The following is a 14,939-nucleotide window of genomic DNA, read 5'->3' on the forward strand; positions in this document are numbered from 1 at the left end:
TTGATGAATGAGTAGCCTTAATGGATTGCGTACACCAAATAACGAATGAAAAAACTTTCTGCCCTCTGTCTTTTTCAATTCAGAAGATTAAATTACAAAAAATATATAAACATTACAAACTAATTCTATTGATTGCAATCTGTTAGCCTACTCTTCAATAATTACATTTAATCAGACTGTCATTTTTGCTAAGAATTGTAAAAAACTTTCTCGGCTTTCAACACCACATTTGAAAGTGAGGACATAACAAACTATGCAATCCGACCGTAAGAACAAGGTTAAATATCCTTGGTGGGCTGGTAACGCACGCCTTACGAATCTATCGGGTACATTTCTGACTGCTCATATTGCTCATGCTGCGCTGATAGCTTTTTGGGCTGGGGCATTTACGCTCTTTGAGATTGCTCGGTACTCAAGTGATCGCCCGATGTACGAGCAGGGATTAATCTTGCTACCTCACCTGGCTACTTTAGGTTTCGGTGTAGGTTCAGGCGGTGAGGTGATTGATACTTATCCATATTTTGTGATTGGGATGGTACACCTCATCTCATCGTTTGTATTGGCAGGAGGTGCTCTGTTTCATAACTTTAGAATTCCTCAAAACCTGGAAGAAGATCCCAGAAGTATAGTTCGTCTATTTCACTTTAACTGGGATGACTCAAAGAAATTAGGTTTTATCTTAGGAAATCACCTAATTTTTTTAGGGTTAGGTGCATTGCTTTTAGTAGCAAAAGCCATGTTGTTGGGTGGGCTTTATGATGCCACAATACATGAAGTGCGTTTGGTTACTAATCCTACTCTCGATCCTGTAGTGATAGGCGATCGCATAGCTCATTTATTTGAAGTTAACAACCTGGAAGATTTAGTTGGTGGTCATATTTATGTGGGTGCAATCCTAATTTTAGGAGGAATCTGGCATATTCTCCGCAAACCTTTTGCTTGGGTAGAGCGATTTTTCATTTTCTCTGGTAACGGTATTCTTTCTTACTCTCTATTTGGTGTTGCTCTAGCAGGATTTGCCTCAACTTACTTTTGCGGCTTTAATACCTTGGCTTATCCTGTTGAATTTTACGGACCTACATTGCATCTCAAGTCATCTCTATTACCCTACTACTTCGATCCAGCTCAGTCAGAGCCTACGTCTCGCGTTTGGTTAGCAAATGCCCATTTCTACCTGGCGTTCTTCTTCCTCCAAGGTTCTCTGTGGCACTATCAGCTAGCTTCTGGTTTCTTTGAGCCGGTTCTAGAATCGTGGAAAAATGCTTTTTCAGAAGCTTTTCCCAATCCAAATTTGGCATATCAGAAACATTTCAGCTATGAAACCCAGCCAGAGTGGGGTAGTCTCTACGAGTTGCCAAGGATTGGGCAAAAGCCAGCTTTTGCATACCAAAAAGCATCTAACGACAAAATCTATGAGCCTTCTAAGGTTGTAGGAAAGCCGACATTAGCTGAATTAAAACCAAAGCCAAAGGTTCTATATGAGTTTAGCTACCCACAAAATGGGCAGACACCCTTTTACGAGGTTCCCACTGTTGAGGACAAATCACAGTTTGGGTATCCGCAGCCAATGCAGAAAAATTTTTACCAATATTCCTACCAAAAGCCTTCTCAAAAAACCTTATATGGGCTTAGTAAAGCTAGGCAATATGAGTAGGAGTTTAGAGAGTGAAATCAACAGGAAAGTTATGTTGGTGAAAGCAATTAAATTGTAGATAATTCTTGAGAATCTACTTCATGCAGGTACTTGTCTGCATGAAGTTTTTTGGTGTTAGTACTAACTTACCAGTTTAATTTGACAAATATATGTAGTGGCATATTAGCGACAGCGTAACACACCATTGTTAAAGTATTGCGTGTTGCGTTAAGAACTCCGCTCTAACGCACCCTATCAAATACTAAAAATTTTAAATCAAAAACTTAGAGGTCAAAAGCCTATTTATTAAACATCCAACTTGCATATTTAATGGTTATGCAACTTAAATGAGTAATAAACTGACTTTTAACCTCTTCAACACTAGAAAAGTACAAAGAATTTCTTAACTCAAACCATTACAGATGTGATCTAAGTGTCTTCCTATTTGTTCACCAGCTTCAGCACCAACTTGGCGATTAATTACTTCTTTCATTGCCTGAACTGCTTGTATAGTGCGATCAACAGGAACACCCAGAGAATTATAGGTTTCCTTTAAACCATCAAGCACTCGCTCGTCCAAGACTGAGGCATCGTCAGCCAGCATGGCATAGGTGGCGTAACGGAGGAACAAGGATAAATCGCGTAGGCAGGCTGCATAACGACGGGTGGGATACATATTGCCACCAGGACAAGTGATGTCGCCGTAAAGCAAGGAATTAGCTACTGCTTGGCTAACAATATTAGCAGCATTTTCGCTGATAGTAGCAGCAGCTTTAACGCGCAACTCACCGGATTGAAAATATTTTCTTAATTTGTCCAATTCAACATTATCTAGGTATCTACCTCGCAAATCGGCAGGGTTAATGAGAGAGGTAATAGTATCTTGCATCTTTTTTCCTTCAAATTAATTAAGGTACTTAAGTTTGTAGGCAAAACTGTCAATTATTAAACATTCTTTCACTGGTAGGACAGAAGCAATGTAACTAGTACATCGCTCGAATTAGATAATCGAAATAAGGTCCAGCAATAGCAGCTTCTTCTCGATTCATCATGCCTGAAGCCACTTCTTTGAGACAGCGCATACAAGTACCTATATTGCTGACTGGAACACCTAAAGAAGTGTACATTTCTCGCATCCCATCCACGCCAATATCTTCCAAAGGTTTTGTATTTCCAGCCAAAACAGCATAGGTAATTAAACGAAGATACCAGCTTTGATCTCGTTGACACAGTGCTGTTTTGTTAGGATCGCCGCTATTGCTGGGTGTATTCGGAACTATCTTCCAAAATCTACGGCTGCCTTCTTCCACGATATTTTGCTCGTTCTGAGCTAATATCTGTGCTACTCTCAGCCTTGTTTCTCCTGATTTAAAAAAGTTATCTAATTTGTCTAATTCAGTCCGACTAAGAAAGCGAGCAGCATTATCAGATTGAGCTATTACTTGCGCTACAATGCTCATTTATCGTCCTCCTGAATTACAGGAATAAAAATGATATTTCCAAATTAATTTTCTAACTTTTTTGTTTTAAAAGTCATGAATAGTTTTCACAAATTAATAATAAAAATAAAAACTTAATCATAAACAATTTATTGATTAAGCATAAACTAAACTTATTACTTATCTCTAGAATACATAGCATGGGAAATATAGTATCCATTAGTTATTTAAAATCACAATTTCTGTCAATGTCATATATATTTTTATCTAGCGTTTAATATGTTTTGAATATTAGTAAATTAGCGCAATGGAACTTCGACACCTACGCTACTTTGTAACATTGGCTGAGGAATTACACTTTGGGCGGGCGGCAGAACGCTTGCATATTGCCCAGCCTCCCCTTAGTCAACAAATTCGTCAGTTAGAAGCAGAGTTGGATTTTGAATTGTTTCACCGCACAAAAAGAAATGTGCAGTTGACAATTGCAGGGCAGGTGTTTTTAGAAGAAGTTCGGCAAATTCTCAAACAGCTTGAGGGAGCGATTCAAGTAGGAAGACAAACTAGTCGCGGCTTTAGGGGACAGTTGGTGATTGGCTTTGTCAGTTCTGCTGCTTACAATATTCTCCCCGCTATCTTGCGGACTTTTCGTACTAGCATTCCTAATATAAATTTGGAATTGCACGAACTGACAACAGATCAACAATTACAGTGGTTGCAAGATAGCCGAATTGATGTGGGATTTCTCCGTCCGCCTGTTGAAGAGGATTCTTTTTGTTGTGAGATTATATATGATGAGTCATTGGTGGTGGCGTTGCCGGAAAGCCATCGACTAGCAAATCAACCCAATTTGTCATTGCGATCGCTCCAGGGTGAACCTTTTATTTTATTTCCTCGTGCTTTAGCTCCTGGGCTTTACGACGCGATTATCAGTCTTTGCCAGCAAGCAGATTTTAGCCCTACTGTTGCTCAAGAAGCGATTCAGATGCAAACAATAGTTAGCCTAGTAGCAGCAGAAATGGGAGCAGCGATTGTACCGGAGTCTCTGCAAAATCTGCAACGACCTGGAGTTGTATATAAAATTTTGCAAGAACCAACACCTAAGGTTGCATTGGCTATGATTTGGCGACGTGATAATACGTCTGCTGCGGTGCAAAGGATTTTGGAGGTAGTCAAACAAGTTGCCCTCTCTTGGCAACGATGAGAGAGGATTTAATCAAGGTAAACGTTTCTGCTTTTCACTCTAGACTTAGAATACCTAAATATAGAAACTCCAGAAATTTCTACATGAAACCACTCCAGCGAATCACATTGAACTCTGAAGTAATGGGTGGCAAACCTTGCATTAGAGGTATGCGTGTTACTGTAGGGACAATTGTTGGCTTAATGGCAGCAGGACATACCCCAGAAGATATCCTAAAAGCCTACCCATATCTAGAACTTGAAGATATTTATGAGGCCTTAGCTTATGCTGCATGGCGGGCTGAAGAAATTGAAGTACCTCTTGCTTCTGCATGAAAATTTTAATTGATATGAATCTTTCTCCTGACTGGGTTCCAGTCTTGGAAAGTGGAGGTTTTGAAGTTGTCCACTGATCAAAAGTTGGTAAGCCAGACGCTACAGGCAAAGTAATCATGGCATGGGCAGTTACACATGGGTATATTGTTTTCACCCATGACTTAGACTTTGGTACGCTGTTGGCAATGACTCAAGCTGATGCACCAAGTGTAATTCAAGTGCGATCGCAAGATGTTCTACCAGCTAATTTATGTAATTTAGTTATCAATGCTTTGCGCCAATTTCAGCAAGCACTAGAAATGGGTGCTTTAGTCACAGTGGATGAAGCAAAAGCAAAGGCAAGAATCTTACCAATAAACTAGAGTGACAGGTAAGCATGGAAGAAAACTTGCTTCCCCTAATGCAACATCAATAGGAACAAAGGGATATCGTTCTGCGTTACGCATGGTCTTGAGTTTTAGCAGCTTATAGCACTTTTAACATTGTATCTGCTGCTTCTACCGCATCATAGGGCGACCATGTAGGATAATAGGATAAGATTGATTGGGCTTAATTAAATCCGTCTCTTGTTGGGCTAGTTCTGAGAGTAAAACTTGCATGAGATAAAATTTGTCTGCACAACTTAGCCCTCGCAACGTCAAGATTAGTTCTGATGAAACCATGCAAAGCACTCCGTTAAATCAGGTCTGCCTCTCCATCATAAAATGCTCCATAGATTAACAACTAAGGCAAATGCCTGAATTTAAGGTTAGTGGCGATTATTACAGATGCGATCGCCTACGCGCCTTCAGCCAACCACGCACTTTTGTTTGGTGTTTGCAACTTGAAAAGCCGCGGTAATTTGATTGTTGCTTACTATAATTACACTCAGGGCGATCGCTCTCAGCTCAACTTTTGACGTTTCACAAAAACGCACAATTATTGCGATCGCTTAACTAAAGGCAAGATAAACACTCACTCTTCACATTACCCAATTGACATGAGTGACGGTACGCGATACATCATGATTCAAGGGTTTGATAAATTTTTTACAATGCAAAGATTGTTTAACCTTATGCTTAATCAGTCTGAGGAGGGATGGACATGGATGGCAGTTTGATTATATCTAACATCCTGAATCCACCAGTCCTATTTTTTTTCTTGGGGATGACTGCGGTTTTTGTCAAGTCTGATTTAGAAATTCCCGCACCAGTACCCAAGCTCCTTTCGCTTTATCTACTGTTTGCGATCGGGTTTAAGGGAGGGGTGGAGTTAATCAAAAGCGGTATCACCCAAGAAGTACTTCTGACGCTGTTAGCAGCGATGTTGATGGCTTGTTTTGTCCCGATTTACACCTTTTTTATTCTGAAGCTGAAGCTAGATACTTATGATGCGGCAGCGATCGCGGCAACCTACGGATCTATTAGCGCTGTCACCTTTATTACAGCGAGTGCCTTTTTAACTGAACTGGGCATGGATTTCGATGGTTATATGGTGGCAGCCCTTGCCTTGATGGAATCTCCAGCTATCATTGTTGGTTTGATTTTAGTGAATCTATTCACCGTCGATGGCAAGCGAGAATTTGCTTGGTCGGAGGTGTTGCAAGAGGCGTTTTTAAACAGTTCAGTCTTTCTTTTAGTCGGCAGCCTTCTGATTGGCTTTTTGACAGGAGAACACGGGTGGCAGGTTTTGGAACCCTTTACTCAAGGACTTTTCTATGGAGTTCTCACCTTCTTTTTACTAGACATGGGGCTGGTTGCTGCCAGAAGAATTAAAGACTTGCAAAAAACAGGTTTTTTCCTGATTTCATTTGCGATACTGATTCCAATACTCAATGCAGGCATTGGATTACTGCTTGCCAAATTTATTGGTATGTCTCAGGGAGATGCACTGTTGTTTGCTGTGCTTTGTGCCAGTGCCTCTTATATCGCTGTTCCAGCAGCTATGCGGTTAACTGTTCCTGAAGCGAATCCTAGCTTGTATGTTTCTACTGCTTTGGCAGTCACTTTCCCATTCAACATTATTGTAGGTATTCCGTTATATCTATATGGAATTAACCTATTGTGGAGGTAATCGTATGCATTTAGTCAAAAAGATAGAGATTATTGCTAACTCTTTTGAACTTAGCAAAATTTTAGATGGGTTAGACAAGTCAGGTGTACACGGTCATGCTGTAATTAGGAATGTTGCTGGCAAAGGCTTGCGAGGTATGGCGGAAGATTTGGATATGACGATGCTGGATAATGTTTATATCATCGCATTTTGTATGCCAGAGCAACTCAAGCCTGTTGTAGAAAATATTAGACCTTTACTCAATAAATTTGGCGGTACTTGCTACATCTCGGATGTAATGGAAATTCGCTCGGTAAAATGTGTCGCGTCGTTATGAACTTAAGGAAGGGTTTCATGGAACGCCGTGATTTCTTGAAGTTAGGAGCCACGGGAGTATTTAGTTTGGCGATCGCCAAACCTAGCGATTTACTATGGCAAGTTGAATCAACTCAAGCTGCTGAACTACCTTCAACAACTCAATCTCTTACTCCCGATGCTGCACTGCAAAAGCTGATGGAGGGAAATCAGCGATTTGTCAGACATAAACCTTTATATCCCGATCAATCTGCTGCTCGCTTACAGGAAGTTGCTCAAGCTCAACATCCATTTGTAACTATCCTCAGTTGTGCGGATTCACGGGTGCCAGCAGAAATTATTTTCGATCAGGGTATCGGAGATATCTTTGATGTTAGGATTGCCGGAAATATTGCCATACCTGAGGCGATCGGCAGTATTGAATATGCTGTTGCATTGCTTGGCACTCCTTTGTTGATGGTGTTGGGACATGAACGCTGTGGGGCTGTGACTGCTGCCGTACAAAACGAAGCACTGCTTGGTGATATTGGTACGTTTGTGAAGGCAATTAAGCCAGTGGTGAAAAGAGCCAAGCTTTTGTCGGGTGATGCGGTTGAGAATGCTGTGGTTGCTAATGTGCAGTATCAGATTGAACGTTTGAAGCGATCGCGTCTTCTCACTGAAAAATTGCAATCCGGTAAATTAAAAATCGTGGGAGGGCGTTACGACTTAGATACGGGAAGCGTAACTATTATCACTTAATTAGCAAGGTACAAAATTAGATTGGAGAAATCATCCCTGTTGCATGAAAATTGCATATGACTTTACAAGAGGGCTAATTTTCTGGAATCCTCTAGTCTTGTATCATCACTCTCTCGTAAAAATCCAAGTCTTTTACCAGTGGTTTACCCCACTGGTTTTTTTATTTTTGTAACTGGTAGCTTCCATTATTTTGCGATTTGAACCCAATCCCCAGTCAAGAGTACCCAGTCTCTAGTCCCCAATGTTGCATGAAAGTTGTATGTCAATTTACAAGACAATAATTTTCTGTAATTATCAGTCTCATATCATCATTCTTTCTCTCGGTCAGTGGTCTACCCCCACTGACTTTTTTTTGGATTTCGTTAGGCTGAAAATTTAGCATCTAAGCTAGGTAAAATCTAAAGATTACCTAAAAGATTGCACTACTGCACTGGGTATTGAGCTAACAAAATATCTTTTTAACTAAAAACTCAACTAAATCCCCAATGGTTTAGTAAAACGAATCCAGCGTTTGCGCTAAATATAAATAAAATTACAGACAACTGTAGCGGAGCTTGCTTCAGTATTTTGTTTGCTTCACTATTATATAGGCAGCGCTAGAGAAAAATTGTATTTATATTTACAAAAAGTTATTTTTATAGTTTACGATTATATCTCAACTCTTTGACAGATGTCTTTTATTATTTTCAAATCTATACAAGTCAGCAGAATTTGTTTCAAAATTGTGTATGCTCAAAAATGAAATAGCTGCTGTTGCATAAAAATTGTATATAACTTTACAAGATACTCAATTTCTGGAATTCTAAGTTTTAGTTCATGAGATTGAACAACTGTTTTGCATAGTTTTCCGATTGGCTCTTTGCCAGTGGTGCTCCTTCCCACTGGCTTTTTCTTGATTTTTGACTATCACCAAATTACCTGTAGCTTCTCTTTCACTACCTGCTTGTAAACATCTTCTGTTTGTTTAGCTAATTTCGGCCAGCTAAAACGCCGTTCTAGATCTTCGTAAGCATTATCAACTAGCCATTGCCGATATCCGGGATTTTTCAAAACCTCCAAAATTCCCCAAGCCAAGGAATCAGGATTATTAGTGTAAGTGACAATTCCAGTTTTTGTATGTTGTACTACTTCTGGAAAACCGCCAGTATCAGAAACTACTACTGGAACGCGAGAAGCAAAGCTTTCTAAAGCAACGATACCAAAGGGTTCGTAAAGACTAGGAAAGACGGCACAATCAGCAATAGTTTGAAATTTATCCAAGTATTCGTCAGACATAAAGCCAGTAAAATAGCATTTATGCCAAATTCCCAGATCCCAAGCTTGCTTTTTAAGATTGTCAGTATTGCCGCCACCGATAATGACAAACTTTACGTAACCGCCCATCTCCCATAACACCTTAGGAGCAGCACTAAGTAAGACAGATATTCCTTTTTCATAAGTCATGCGTCCAACGTAGTAAACTATGTTTTCGCCATCTTCAGCGAATTGGCGGCGAAAATCCTGAGCGTGAAAATATTCGTGGTGGCGTTTCTTTTCAGGACGGATACCGTTATAAATGACATCGATTTTATTCCACGGACTATGAAGCGCTCGTTCTACCTCTCGGCGCATATAGTCGGTGCAGACAATAATTCGCCAGGCATTATAAGCTAATAGTTCTTCTTTACCACTTATATAACGCTGGGTATCTGTATAAATACCGTTATAGCGTCCGTGTTCAGTCGCATGGATCGTAGCAATGAGGGGTACTTTGAAGCTGTGCTTAAGGGCGATCGCTGCATCTCCTACCACCCAATCATGAGCATGAATAATATCAAAAGGGCCTTCTTCCAACATCAACTTGCCCCCATGACTGCCCATGCTCTCGTTCATGTTGGCAATCCAATGGAAAAAGTCGTTACCACCAGGAACGGGAATGCGATGCACCCGCACGCCTTCCACTACTTCGTACAACGGCGCATGACCAAATTCCGGCGTCATGAGGTGAACTTCATGCCCTAACTTGACTAATTCCGGGTACAATTCCGACACGTGACGGGCAATTCCTCCGACAATACGAGGCGGAAACTCCCAACTCATTACTAGTATTTTCATCTACTGCCATCCCTCAGCCTTGACAAATTTCTAAAAGCTTTAATTTATCTAAAATTTAAAAGTTTGACTTTGGCAAGAAGTGTTTTACCCTTACTTTTTAGATTTTTTAAGAAAGATAAAAAGTAAACATGATCACGCTTTCTTGCCAACTAGCTAATAATTATCAGGTTGCTAACTGTTTGTTAAGCTGCAACTGCTGACGAAATTGTAACCAAGCTGTTGTGGCTTGGGTGTCCGAATTGGCAGCTTTTTTTAGTAAGATTACGCCATCTTGAAAACCGATAATTCCATATTCTCGGTTATTACTGACCTGGTCAATTAGTTTTGTCAAATCTTGCAGTAGACGGCGATCGCTTTTAAATGCCGCTTGATATTTTTGTAATTGCCACAGATCGGCGATCGCATAATCTACCTTAATTACTTGTTGGGCATCATTGCGTAGTTCTAAGACAGGCAAACGCAGAATTTCCCGGCGGCTAGAAAGATGAGGGACAATATAGGTAGTTGCAGAGACGCTAGCAGCTTGAGGAATTTGTGCCAATAAGGGACGCATCTGTTCTACGTGTTGCCACTGTCTTTGTAAAGACACATATACCCAAGGTTTTACAGAATCTGGAATGAGAAAGTAAAAAGTCCGATTCGGATTGGATACAAAGCTAAATAACAGAGAAACACAGATACATCCCACCCAAAAGCGACGAAATGAAGGTGTAAATTTTTGCTGATGCTGCGACCACCAGAGAATTGCTCCATAAAATAGCCCCGGCACTACGGTTAAAGCGTAGCGAATCGTAATCGCCAGAACAGATTCTCCCTTGCCCAGGAATAGCTTCAAAAGAGGGAAGCCAGCTATCATCCAAGAGGCAGGAGCAACAGCAGGTACGAATGCCAACGGTAACCATTGACCGAGTAAATATTTAATAGTTCTATCTATTGGCGTCACTAATTCTACTAATAACCGCACGGGGTTGCTAACCATGCCCCAAATAATTTCTAAGGTAGAAGCTTCCTCTCCTTCGGCATATTGTCCAAACCTCTCCAACATGAAGCGCTGGGAAATATCTTTGGAGAATAACGGCATGATCAAGTTGGTAAGAGCCAACATATAACCAAAACTAAGGATGCAGACTCCGATGCCAGCGCGGGGAAAACGCTTGCTTAACACCATATAAACTCCCACGCCAAATAAACCCACACCTGCATCTTCCCGCACAGCCAAAATCAAAATTGCCATCAGCCAAAACAACCACCACCTGCGTTTTTCCATTGCTAGTAGCAGAGTAAAAACGAAGAGGGGAATTTGACTAATGTCGTGAAAGTTACTTAAAGTTGGACCAATCACTGCATTGGCAGCATAAAAGCTGGCAGCAATCATGATTGCTAATGATGGTTTGAGATATTGTCGTGCCAGGATATATAAAACTAAACCTGCGGCAGTGATAAGTGTTACTTGCAGAACTGTTAGAGTCGCGGGAGAGGGAAATAAAGCGTAGATTGGCAGCCACAACAACAACGCTGGTGTAAAGTGTTGACCGAGACGATGGTAATAAACTGTGGGAATTTCTCCAGCGTGGACAACATTGGTGGAAAGACTAGAAGAAAGGGAACTTTGAAAAAAGCGACCGTGGAGATTATTCCAAAAAACTTGGTTAAAAATACCTTGGTCGAAGGAAGCGTAAAAACTGTAGTAACGGTGCAGGGTAAATAATAGACACAGGATAAAAAATATTCCTGCTAATCGGAAAACTAGAGTGCTGGCACTACTTGCTTCTATTTTTAATAGCGGTTTTCTTTGCATATTTGACCACATCACTCACACCAGAGGAGCAAAGCTAAAAAAATATTGAAGAAATTATTGTAAAACTTTAAACCATTGTGAGAACAAAGATGAATATTTGCTCTCAAATAGGCAAATTAAGACACATCTATTGGAGAATTGATGGAGTGCATTATTGTTCCTATCTGCCAAATGCCTACCTTACTTGCGGATATTCAAAATTTGCTTTCGGATTTGATTGCTCGCTACTCATCTAGGGTAGATTACCTAATGATTCGCCTGGAAGAAGCTGAAGGTACGGATATTGTCTTGCGTGGTGACAAGGTAGAAACCCTCAGCGAAGGCATTTCTGTTGGTGGACATATTCGTGCTGCTTATAAAGGTGGTTGGGGATTCAGTAGCTTTAATCGTCTGACGACAATCGAAGACAGGATTCAAGAAGCGATCGCTGCGGCGCGGATGGTTGGTGATGAAGAAACTACACTTGCTGCCATCAAACCAGTCCAAGCAGTTTGCCGGGTGCCGCTGACTGGAACCGATCCGTGCAAAATTCCCTTGAGCCAAAAAAAAGAATTGTGCGATCGCTACACTGAACTCCTCAAAAGTGTAGATCATGCTATCACCACTACTTCTGTACGTTATGGCGACTGTAGTCAAAGGGTAATTATTGCCAGCAGTGAAGGAACTTTAATCGAGCAGTCTTGGGTAGATATGGAAATGCGCTTCGCTGCTACTGCCAGAAACGGCGATACCGTACAAACTGGTAGAGAAACTACAGGCTCGCGCAAAGCTTTTGAAGATTTAATTGGCTTAGATGAACAAGTCAAAAATGCAGCCCAAAGAGCAGTTGCCGCTCTATCTCTGCCTTCGGTAAAAGGCAATACCTACACTGTGGTTATCGATCCTATTTTGACTGGTTTATTTGTTCACGAAGCATTCGGGCATCTTTCCGAAGCAGATATGGCATATGAAAACCCGGATCTGTTGGAAGTGATGACTCTTGGTCGCAGATTTGGCTGCAAAGAATTACAAATTTTTGATGGTGCCGCTCCCCAAGGGCATCGAGGTAGTTATTTTTATGACGATGAAGGTACGCCTGCAACAACTACGCAATTAATCCAAGATGGTGTTTTGGTAGGACGCTTGCACTCTCGCGAAACAGCAGGCAAATTAGCAGAAGTACCGACTGGTAATGCTAGATGTCTCAATTATCATCATGCTCCCATTGTCCGGATGACCAACACTTGGATAGAGAGGGGTAAAACTCCGGTTGCTGATTTATTTAGCGATATCAAAGAAGGAGTTTATGCCCGTAACTGGCTGGGTGGAATGACAAATGGAGAAATGTTTACCTTCAGTGCTGGGGAAGCATGGATGATTAGAAACGGTAAAATTGCCGAGTCAGTAAAGGATGTGACGCTCTCTGGAAATGTTTTTCAAACCTTGGCGGATATAGAAGCGATTGGCGATGATTTTTACTGGGATGAGTCTGGTGGTTGCGGTAAAGGTGGACAAAATGGTTTACCTGTAGGTTGTGGAGGACCGAGTTTGCGGATACGAGATGTGGTAGTAGGTGGAGAAGTGGGGGAGATGTAGAAAATGGATATATATAGATAAGTTATGGATGAGTTCTACAGTCCATTTATCCGGGCAATCTCAATACTAACTCGCCTACCAAGATGTGATTCTGGAATTTGGCTAAACGCTACTACCTTCTTGGGGTTGGGTAGAGGATTGATAAATACCCCAGTATTGAATATCTTGTTGTTTCAAGATTCCTTCAGCGCGATGAATTTCATCATCGCTGCCATTCACTATCACCAAATAATCACCCATTTGGAGGTGATCGCTATAAACTCTAGCTCTTTCTTCGGGGATACCTAAACCAGCTAACGCTTGCACCAAATTATTAGTTGCTGCTGCACCGACAGCTACACCTGCAATACTAGAAACTAATGCTACACCAACAGAACCTGCTGCCAGCACTGCTCCAAGACCAGGAAGTGCTAGACTGCTAAGACCAACCAATATACTACCCCAAGTACTTGCCGTCAGAGCATCTCCAACTGCCCCTGTTGTATCTACATTTTGATTGCCAATGCGATCGCTCACCTGAGCATTGCCAAGCTCTTCGCCTTTGTCTACATCTTTGGCAATGATAGATACTTTGTCCATTACCAAGCCTGAAGTTTTCAATTGATTGAGCGCTTGTTCTGCTGTTTGACGATTATTAAATACTCCAACAGCATATTTATGATTTTTGTCAACCATGATTTCCTAAATTTTTAATGGCAAACTAATCTGTATCAATTTAGTTTGCTAATAGTATTAATCTTCTTCTACTTCTAGATAGAACAAAATATCCGTCCAAATATACAGTTTTTATTTTTTAATAATAATTTAATAAGAAATTAATATTTATTAGACAATAAAAAAAGAAGAGTTAGAATTTAATTTTATTCTAACTTCTCCTCCATAATTCCATACACCTTATCGCGAATTACATATTGATTGAGTTATTGCACTTTTACGATTACAACAGGATTTAAATGTACTTATATCTAACGAAAGAGTGAAATTATTGTTAAGCACAAAAATATTACTATATACAATTTTACTTGGTTGATATTCTAGCTAATGCAGCATCAACTTGTTGAAGTAGTGCTGTCAGTGTCGAGTTATTCTCTAAAACTACATCTGCACGTTCTGCTTTTTTTTCTATCGGCATTTGACTCTTAATTCTGACTTTTGCTTGCTCTATAGTTAAATTATTGCGCTGCATTAATCTTTCGAGTTGCTGTTGTGCAGAACAAGATACTACCCAACTTTCTGTAATTAAATCAGTCATTTGTACTTCAAATAGTAAAGGCACAACTAACACTAATGTTTGTGCTGAAGATACGGCAATTTCTTGGAAAAAGCGATCGCGTACATAAGGATGAATTAAACTTTCCACCCAATGCCGTTGTGCTGGATTGCTAAAAATAATTTCGCCTAGCTTTTGACGGTTAAGACTACCATCTGATAGTAAAATTTCTTGTCCGTAACGGCGAGCGATCGCATTGAGAATGGGCGAACCCACAGAAACAGCTTCTCTGGCATAAATATCTGCGTCTAAAATTGGCAAATGGTAAACATCAGCCAAATAATTGGCGACAGTTGTTTTTCCTGTGGCGATGCCTCCAGTTAAGCCGATGATTCTTTTAGTCATTGGTCATTAGTCATTGATCATTGGTGATTGGTAGGGGGCGGATTTTACTGACTATCTTTCGGTTGAAACAAACAATTTATCTTTTAAACCCGCCCTTACAGTGGTTAGTGGTTAGTTGTTCTCTCCTCATCTCCCCTGCTCCCCTGCTCCCCTGCTCCCCTGCTCCTCAGTTCCCTGTTAAGA

Annotated in this window: 14 protein-coding genes and 2 pseudogenes; 9 read left to right on the forward strand and 7 right to left on the reverse strand. The window is 40.7% G+C overall.

Annotation, left to right across the window (positions count from 1 at the left end; translation table 11 throughout):
• Window positions 1-253: 253 nt before the first annotated feature.
• Window positions 254-1,231: pseudogene (locus tag QUB80_RS30710) on the forward strand (chlorophyll a/b binding light-harvesting protein); the annotation flags it as partial.
• An 805-nt stretch (window positions 1,232-2,036) separates the two neighbouring features.
• On the opposite strand, the gene QUB80_RS30715 reads toward QUB80_RS30710, so the two are convergent.
• Together QUB80_RS30715 and apcD are read right to left on the reverse strand one after the other, a co-directional pair.
• Window positions 2,037-2,522, reverse strand: a complete 486-nt coding sequence (locus QUB80_RS30715) for an allophycocyanin subunit beta (RefSeq protein WP_289793251.1) — start codon at window positions 2,520-2,522, stop codon at window positions 2,037-2,039.
• Between the two features lie 94 nt (window positions 2,523-2,616).
• On the reverse strand, window positions 2,617-3,093 hold the full coding sequence (gene apcD / locus QUB80_RS30720) for an allophycocyanin subunit alpha-B (protein WP_289793252.1): 477 nt from the start codon (window positions 3,091-3,093) through the stop codon (window positions 2,617-2,619).
• A 286-nt stretch (window positions 3,094-3,379) separates the two neighbouring features.
• Here apcD and QUB80_RS30725 point away from each other — a divergent pair, with 286 nt between their 5' ends.
• The 3 genes and pseudogenes from QUB80_RS30725 to QUB80_RS30735 form a co-directional block, all read left to right on the forward strand.
• A complete protein-coding gene (locus QUB80_RS30725) occupies window positions 3,380-4,273 on the forward strand; it encodes a LysR family transcriptional regulator (RefSeq protein ID WP_289793253.1) in 894 nt (297 codons plus the stop codon).
• 83 nt (window positions 4,274-4,356) lie between these two features.
• Window positions 4,357-4,587: a DUF433 domain-containing protein gene (locus QUB80_RS30730; protein WP_289793254.1), complete on the forward strand. Its 231-nt coding sequence runs from the start codon at window positions 4,357-4,359 to the stop codon at window positions 4,585-4,587.
• 95 nt (window positions 4,588-4,682) lie between these two features.
• Window positions 4,683-4,949 (forward strand): annotated as a pseudogene (locus QUB80_RS30735) (DUF5615 family PIN-like protein); the annotation flags it as partial.
• A 135-nt stretch (window positions 4,950-5,084) separates the two neighbouring features.
• Here the strand turns inward: QUB80_RS30735 and QUB80_RS30740 are convergent.
• The gene (locus tag QUB80_RS30740; protein ID WP_289793255.1) at window positions 5,085-5,249 is read right to left on the reverse strand and encodes a hypothetical protein; all 165 of its coding nucleotides are present in this window, start codon (window positions 5,247-5,249) and stop codon (window positions 5,085-5,087) included.
• Window positions 5,250-5,338: 89 nt separating this feature from the next.
• Between QUB80_RS30740 and QUB80_RS30745 the strand changes: the two genes are divergently transcribed.
• From QUB80_RS30745 to QUB80_RS30760, 4 genes are all read left to right on the forward strand, one after another.
• A complete protein-coding gene (locus QUB80_RS30745) occupies window positions 5,339-5,485 on the forward strand; it encodes a hypothetical protein (protein WP_289793256.1) in 147 nt (48 codons plus the stop codon).
• A gap of 185 nt (window positions 5,486-5,670) precedes the next feature.
• Window positions 5,671-6,639, forward strand: a complete 969-nt coding sequence (locus QUB80_RS30750; protein ID WP_289793257.1) for a sodium-dependent bicarbonate transport family permease — start codon at window positions 5,671-5,673, stop codon at window positions 6,637-6,639.
• Window positions 6,640-6,643: 4 nt separating this feature from the next.
• Window positions 6,644-6,955, forward strand: a complete 312-nt coding sequence (locus tag QUB80_RS30755) for a P-II family nitrogen regulator (protein WP_289793258.1) — start codon at window positions 6,644-6,646, stop codon at window positions 6,953-6,955.
• A 17-nt stretch (window positions 6,956-6,972) separates the two neighbouring features.
• Window positions 6,973-7,674 (forward strand): carbonic anhydrase, encoded by a 702-nt coding sequence (locus tag QUB80_RS30760; protein ID WP_289793259.1) that lies wholly within the window; start codon window positions 6,973-6,975, stop codon window positions 7,672-7,674.
• Between the two features lie 906 nt (window positions 7,675-8,580).
• Here QUB80_RS30760 and QUB80_RS30765 read toward each other — a convergent pair.
• Window positions 8,581-9,768, reverse strand: a complete 1,188-nt coding sequence (locus tag QUB80_RS30765; RefSeq protein WP_289793260.1) for a glycosyltransferase family 4 protein — start codon at window positions 9,766-9,768, stop codon at window positions 8,581-8,583.
• A gap of 163 nt (window positions 9,769-9,931) precedes the next feature.
• Window positions 9,932-11,566 carry a DUF2079 domain-containing protein gene (locus tag QUB80_RS30770; RefSeq protein ID WP_289793261.1) on the reverse strand — a complete coding sequence of 545 codons (1,635 nt, stop codon included), beginning with the start codon at window positions 11,564-11,566 and terminating at the stop codon, window positions 9,932-9,934.
• A 171-nt stretch (window positions 11,567-11,737) separates the two neighbouring features.
• Between QUB80_RS30770 and QUB80_RS30775 the strand changes: the two genes are divergently transcribed.
• A complete protein-coding gene (locus tag QUB80_RS30775) occupies window positions 11,738-13,141 on the forward strand; it encodes a TldD/PmbA family protein (protein ID WP_289793339.1) in 1,404 nt (467 codons plus the stop codon).
• Between the two features lie 102 nt (window positions 13,142-13,243).
• Here the strand turns inward: QUB80_RS30775 and QUB80_RS30780 are convergent, their stop codons facing one another.
• Both QUB80_RS30780 and coaE read right to left on the reverse strand, forming a co-directional pair.
• Window positions 13,244-13,816 carry a general stress protein gene (locus QUB80_RS30780; protein ID WP_289793262.1) on the reverse strand — a complete coding sequence of 191 codons (573 nt, stop codon included), beginning with the start codon at window positions 13,814-13,816 and terminating at the stop codon, window positions 13,244-13,246.
• A 343-nt stretch (window positions 13,817-14,159) separates the two neighbouring features.
• Window positions 14,160-14,756, reverse strand: coding sequence for a dephospho-CoA kinase (gene coaE / locus QUB80_RS30785; RefSeq protein WP_289793263.1), 597 nt, complete (start codon window positions 14,754-14,756; stop codon window positions 14,160-14,162).
• Window positions 14,757-14,939: the final 183 nt, after the last annotated feature.

Source organism: Chlorogloeopsis sp. ULAP01 (assembly GCF_030381805.1).
Taxonomy (GTDB): Bacteria; Cyanobacteriota; Cyanobacteriia; order Cyanobacteriales; family Nostocaceae; genus Chlorogloeopsis.

What these genes read in the sequence shown, in the direction of transcription:
- QUB80_RS30715 (WP_289793251.1), bottom strand. Translation starts at nt 2,522, where the DNA reads ATGCAAGATACTATTACCTCTCTCATTAACCCTGCCGATTTGCGAGGT.
- apcD (WP_289793252.1), bottom strand. Translation starts at nt 3,093, where the DNA reads ATGAGCATTGTAGCGCAAGTAATAGCTCAATCTGATAATGCTGCTCGC.
- QUB80_RS30725 (WP_289793253.1), top strand. Translation starts at nt 3,380, where the DNA reads ATGGAACTTCGACACCTACGCTACTTTGTAACATTGGCTGAGGAATTA.
- QUB80_RS30730 (WP_289793254.1), top strand. Translation starts at nt 4,357, where the DNA reads ATGAAACCACTCCAGCGAATCACATTGAACTCTGAAGTAATGGGTGGC.
- QUB80_RS30740 (WP_289793255.1), bottom strand. Translation starts at nt 5,249, where the DNA reads ATGGTTTCATCAGAACTAATCTTGACGTTGCGAGGGCTAAGTTGTGCA.
- QUB80_RS30750 (WP_289793257.1), top strand. Translation starts at nt 5,671, where the DNA reads ATGGATGGCAGTTTGATTATATCTAACATCCTGAATCCACCAGTCCTA.
- QUB80_RS30755 (WP_289793258.1), top strand. Translation starts at nt 6,644, where the DNA reads ATGCATTTAGTCAAAAAGATAGAGATTATTGCTAACTCTTTTGAACTT.
- QUB80_RS30760 (WP_289793259.1), top strand. Translation starts at nt 6,973, where the DNA reads ATGGAACGCCGTGATTTCTTGAAGTTAGGAGCCACGGGAGTATTTAGT.
- QUB80_RS30765 (WP_289793260.1), bottom strand. Translation starts at nt 9,768, where the DNA reads ATGAAAATACTAGTAATGAGTTGGGAGTTTCCGCCTCGTATTGTCGGA.
- QUB80_RS30770 (WP_289793261.1), bottom strand. Translation starts at nt 11,566, where the DNA reads ATGCAAAGAAAACCGCTATTAAAAATAGAAGCAAGTAGTGCCAGCACT.
- QUB80_RS30775 (WP_289793339.1), top strand. Translation starts at nt 11,738, where the DNA reads ATGCCTACCTTACTTGCGGATATTCAAAATTTGCTTTCGGATTTGATT.
- QUB80_RS30780 (WP_289793262.1), bottom strand. Translation starts at nt 13,816, where the DNA reads ATGGTTGACAAAAATCATAAATATGCTGTTGGAGTATTTAATAATCGT.
- coaE (WP_289793263.1), bottom strand. Translation starts at nt 14,756, where the DNA reads ATGACTAAAAGAATCATCGGCTTAACTGGAGGCATCGCCACAGGAAAA.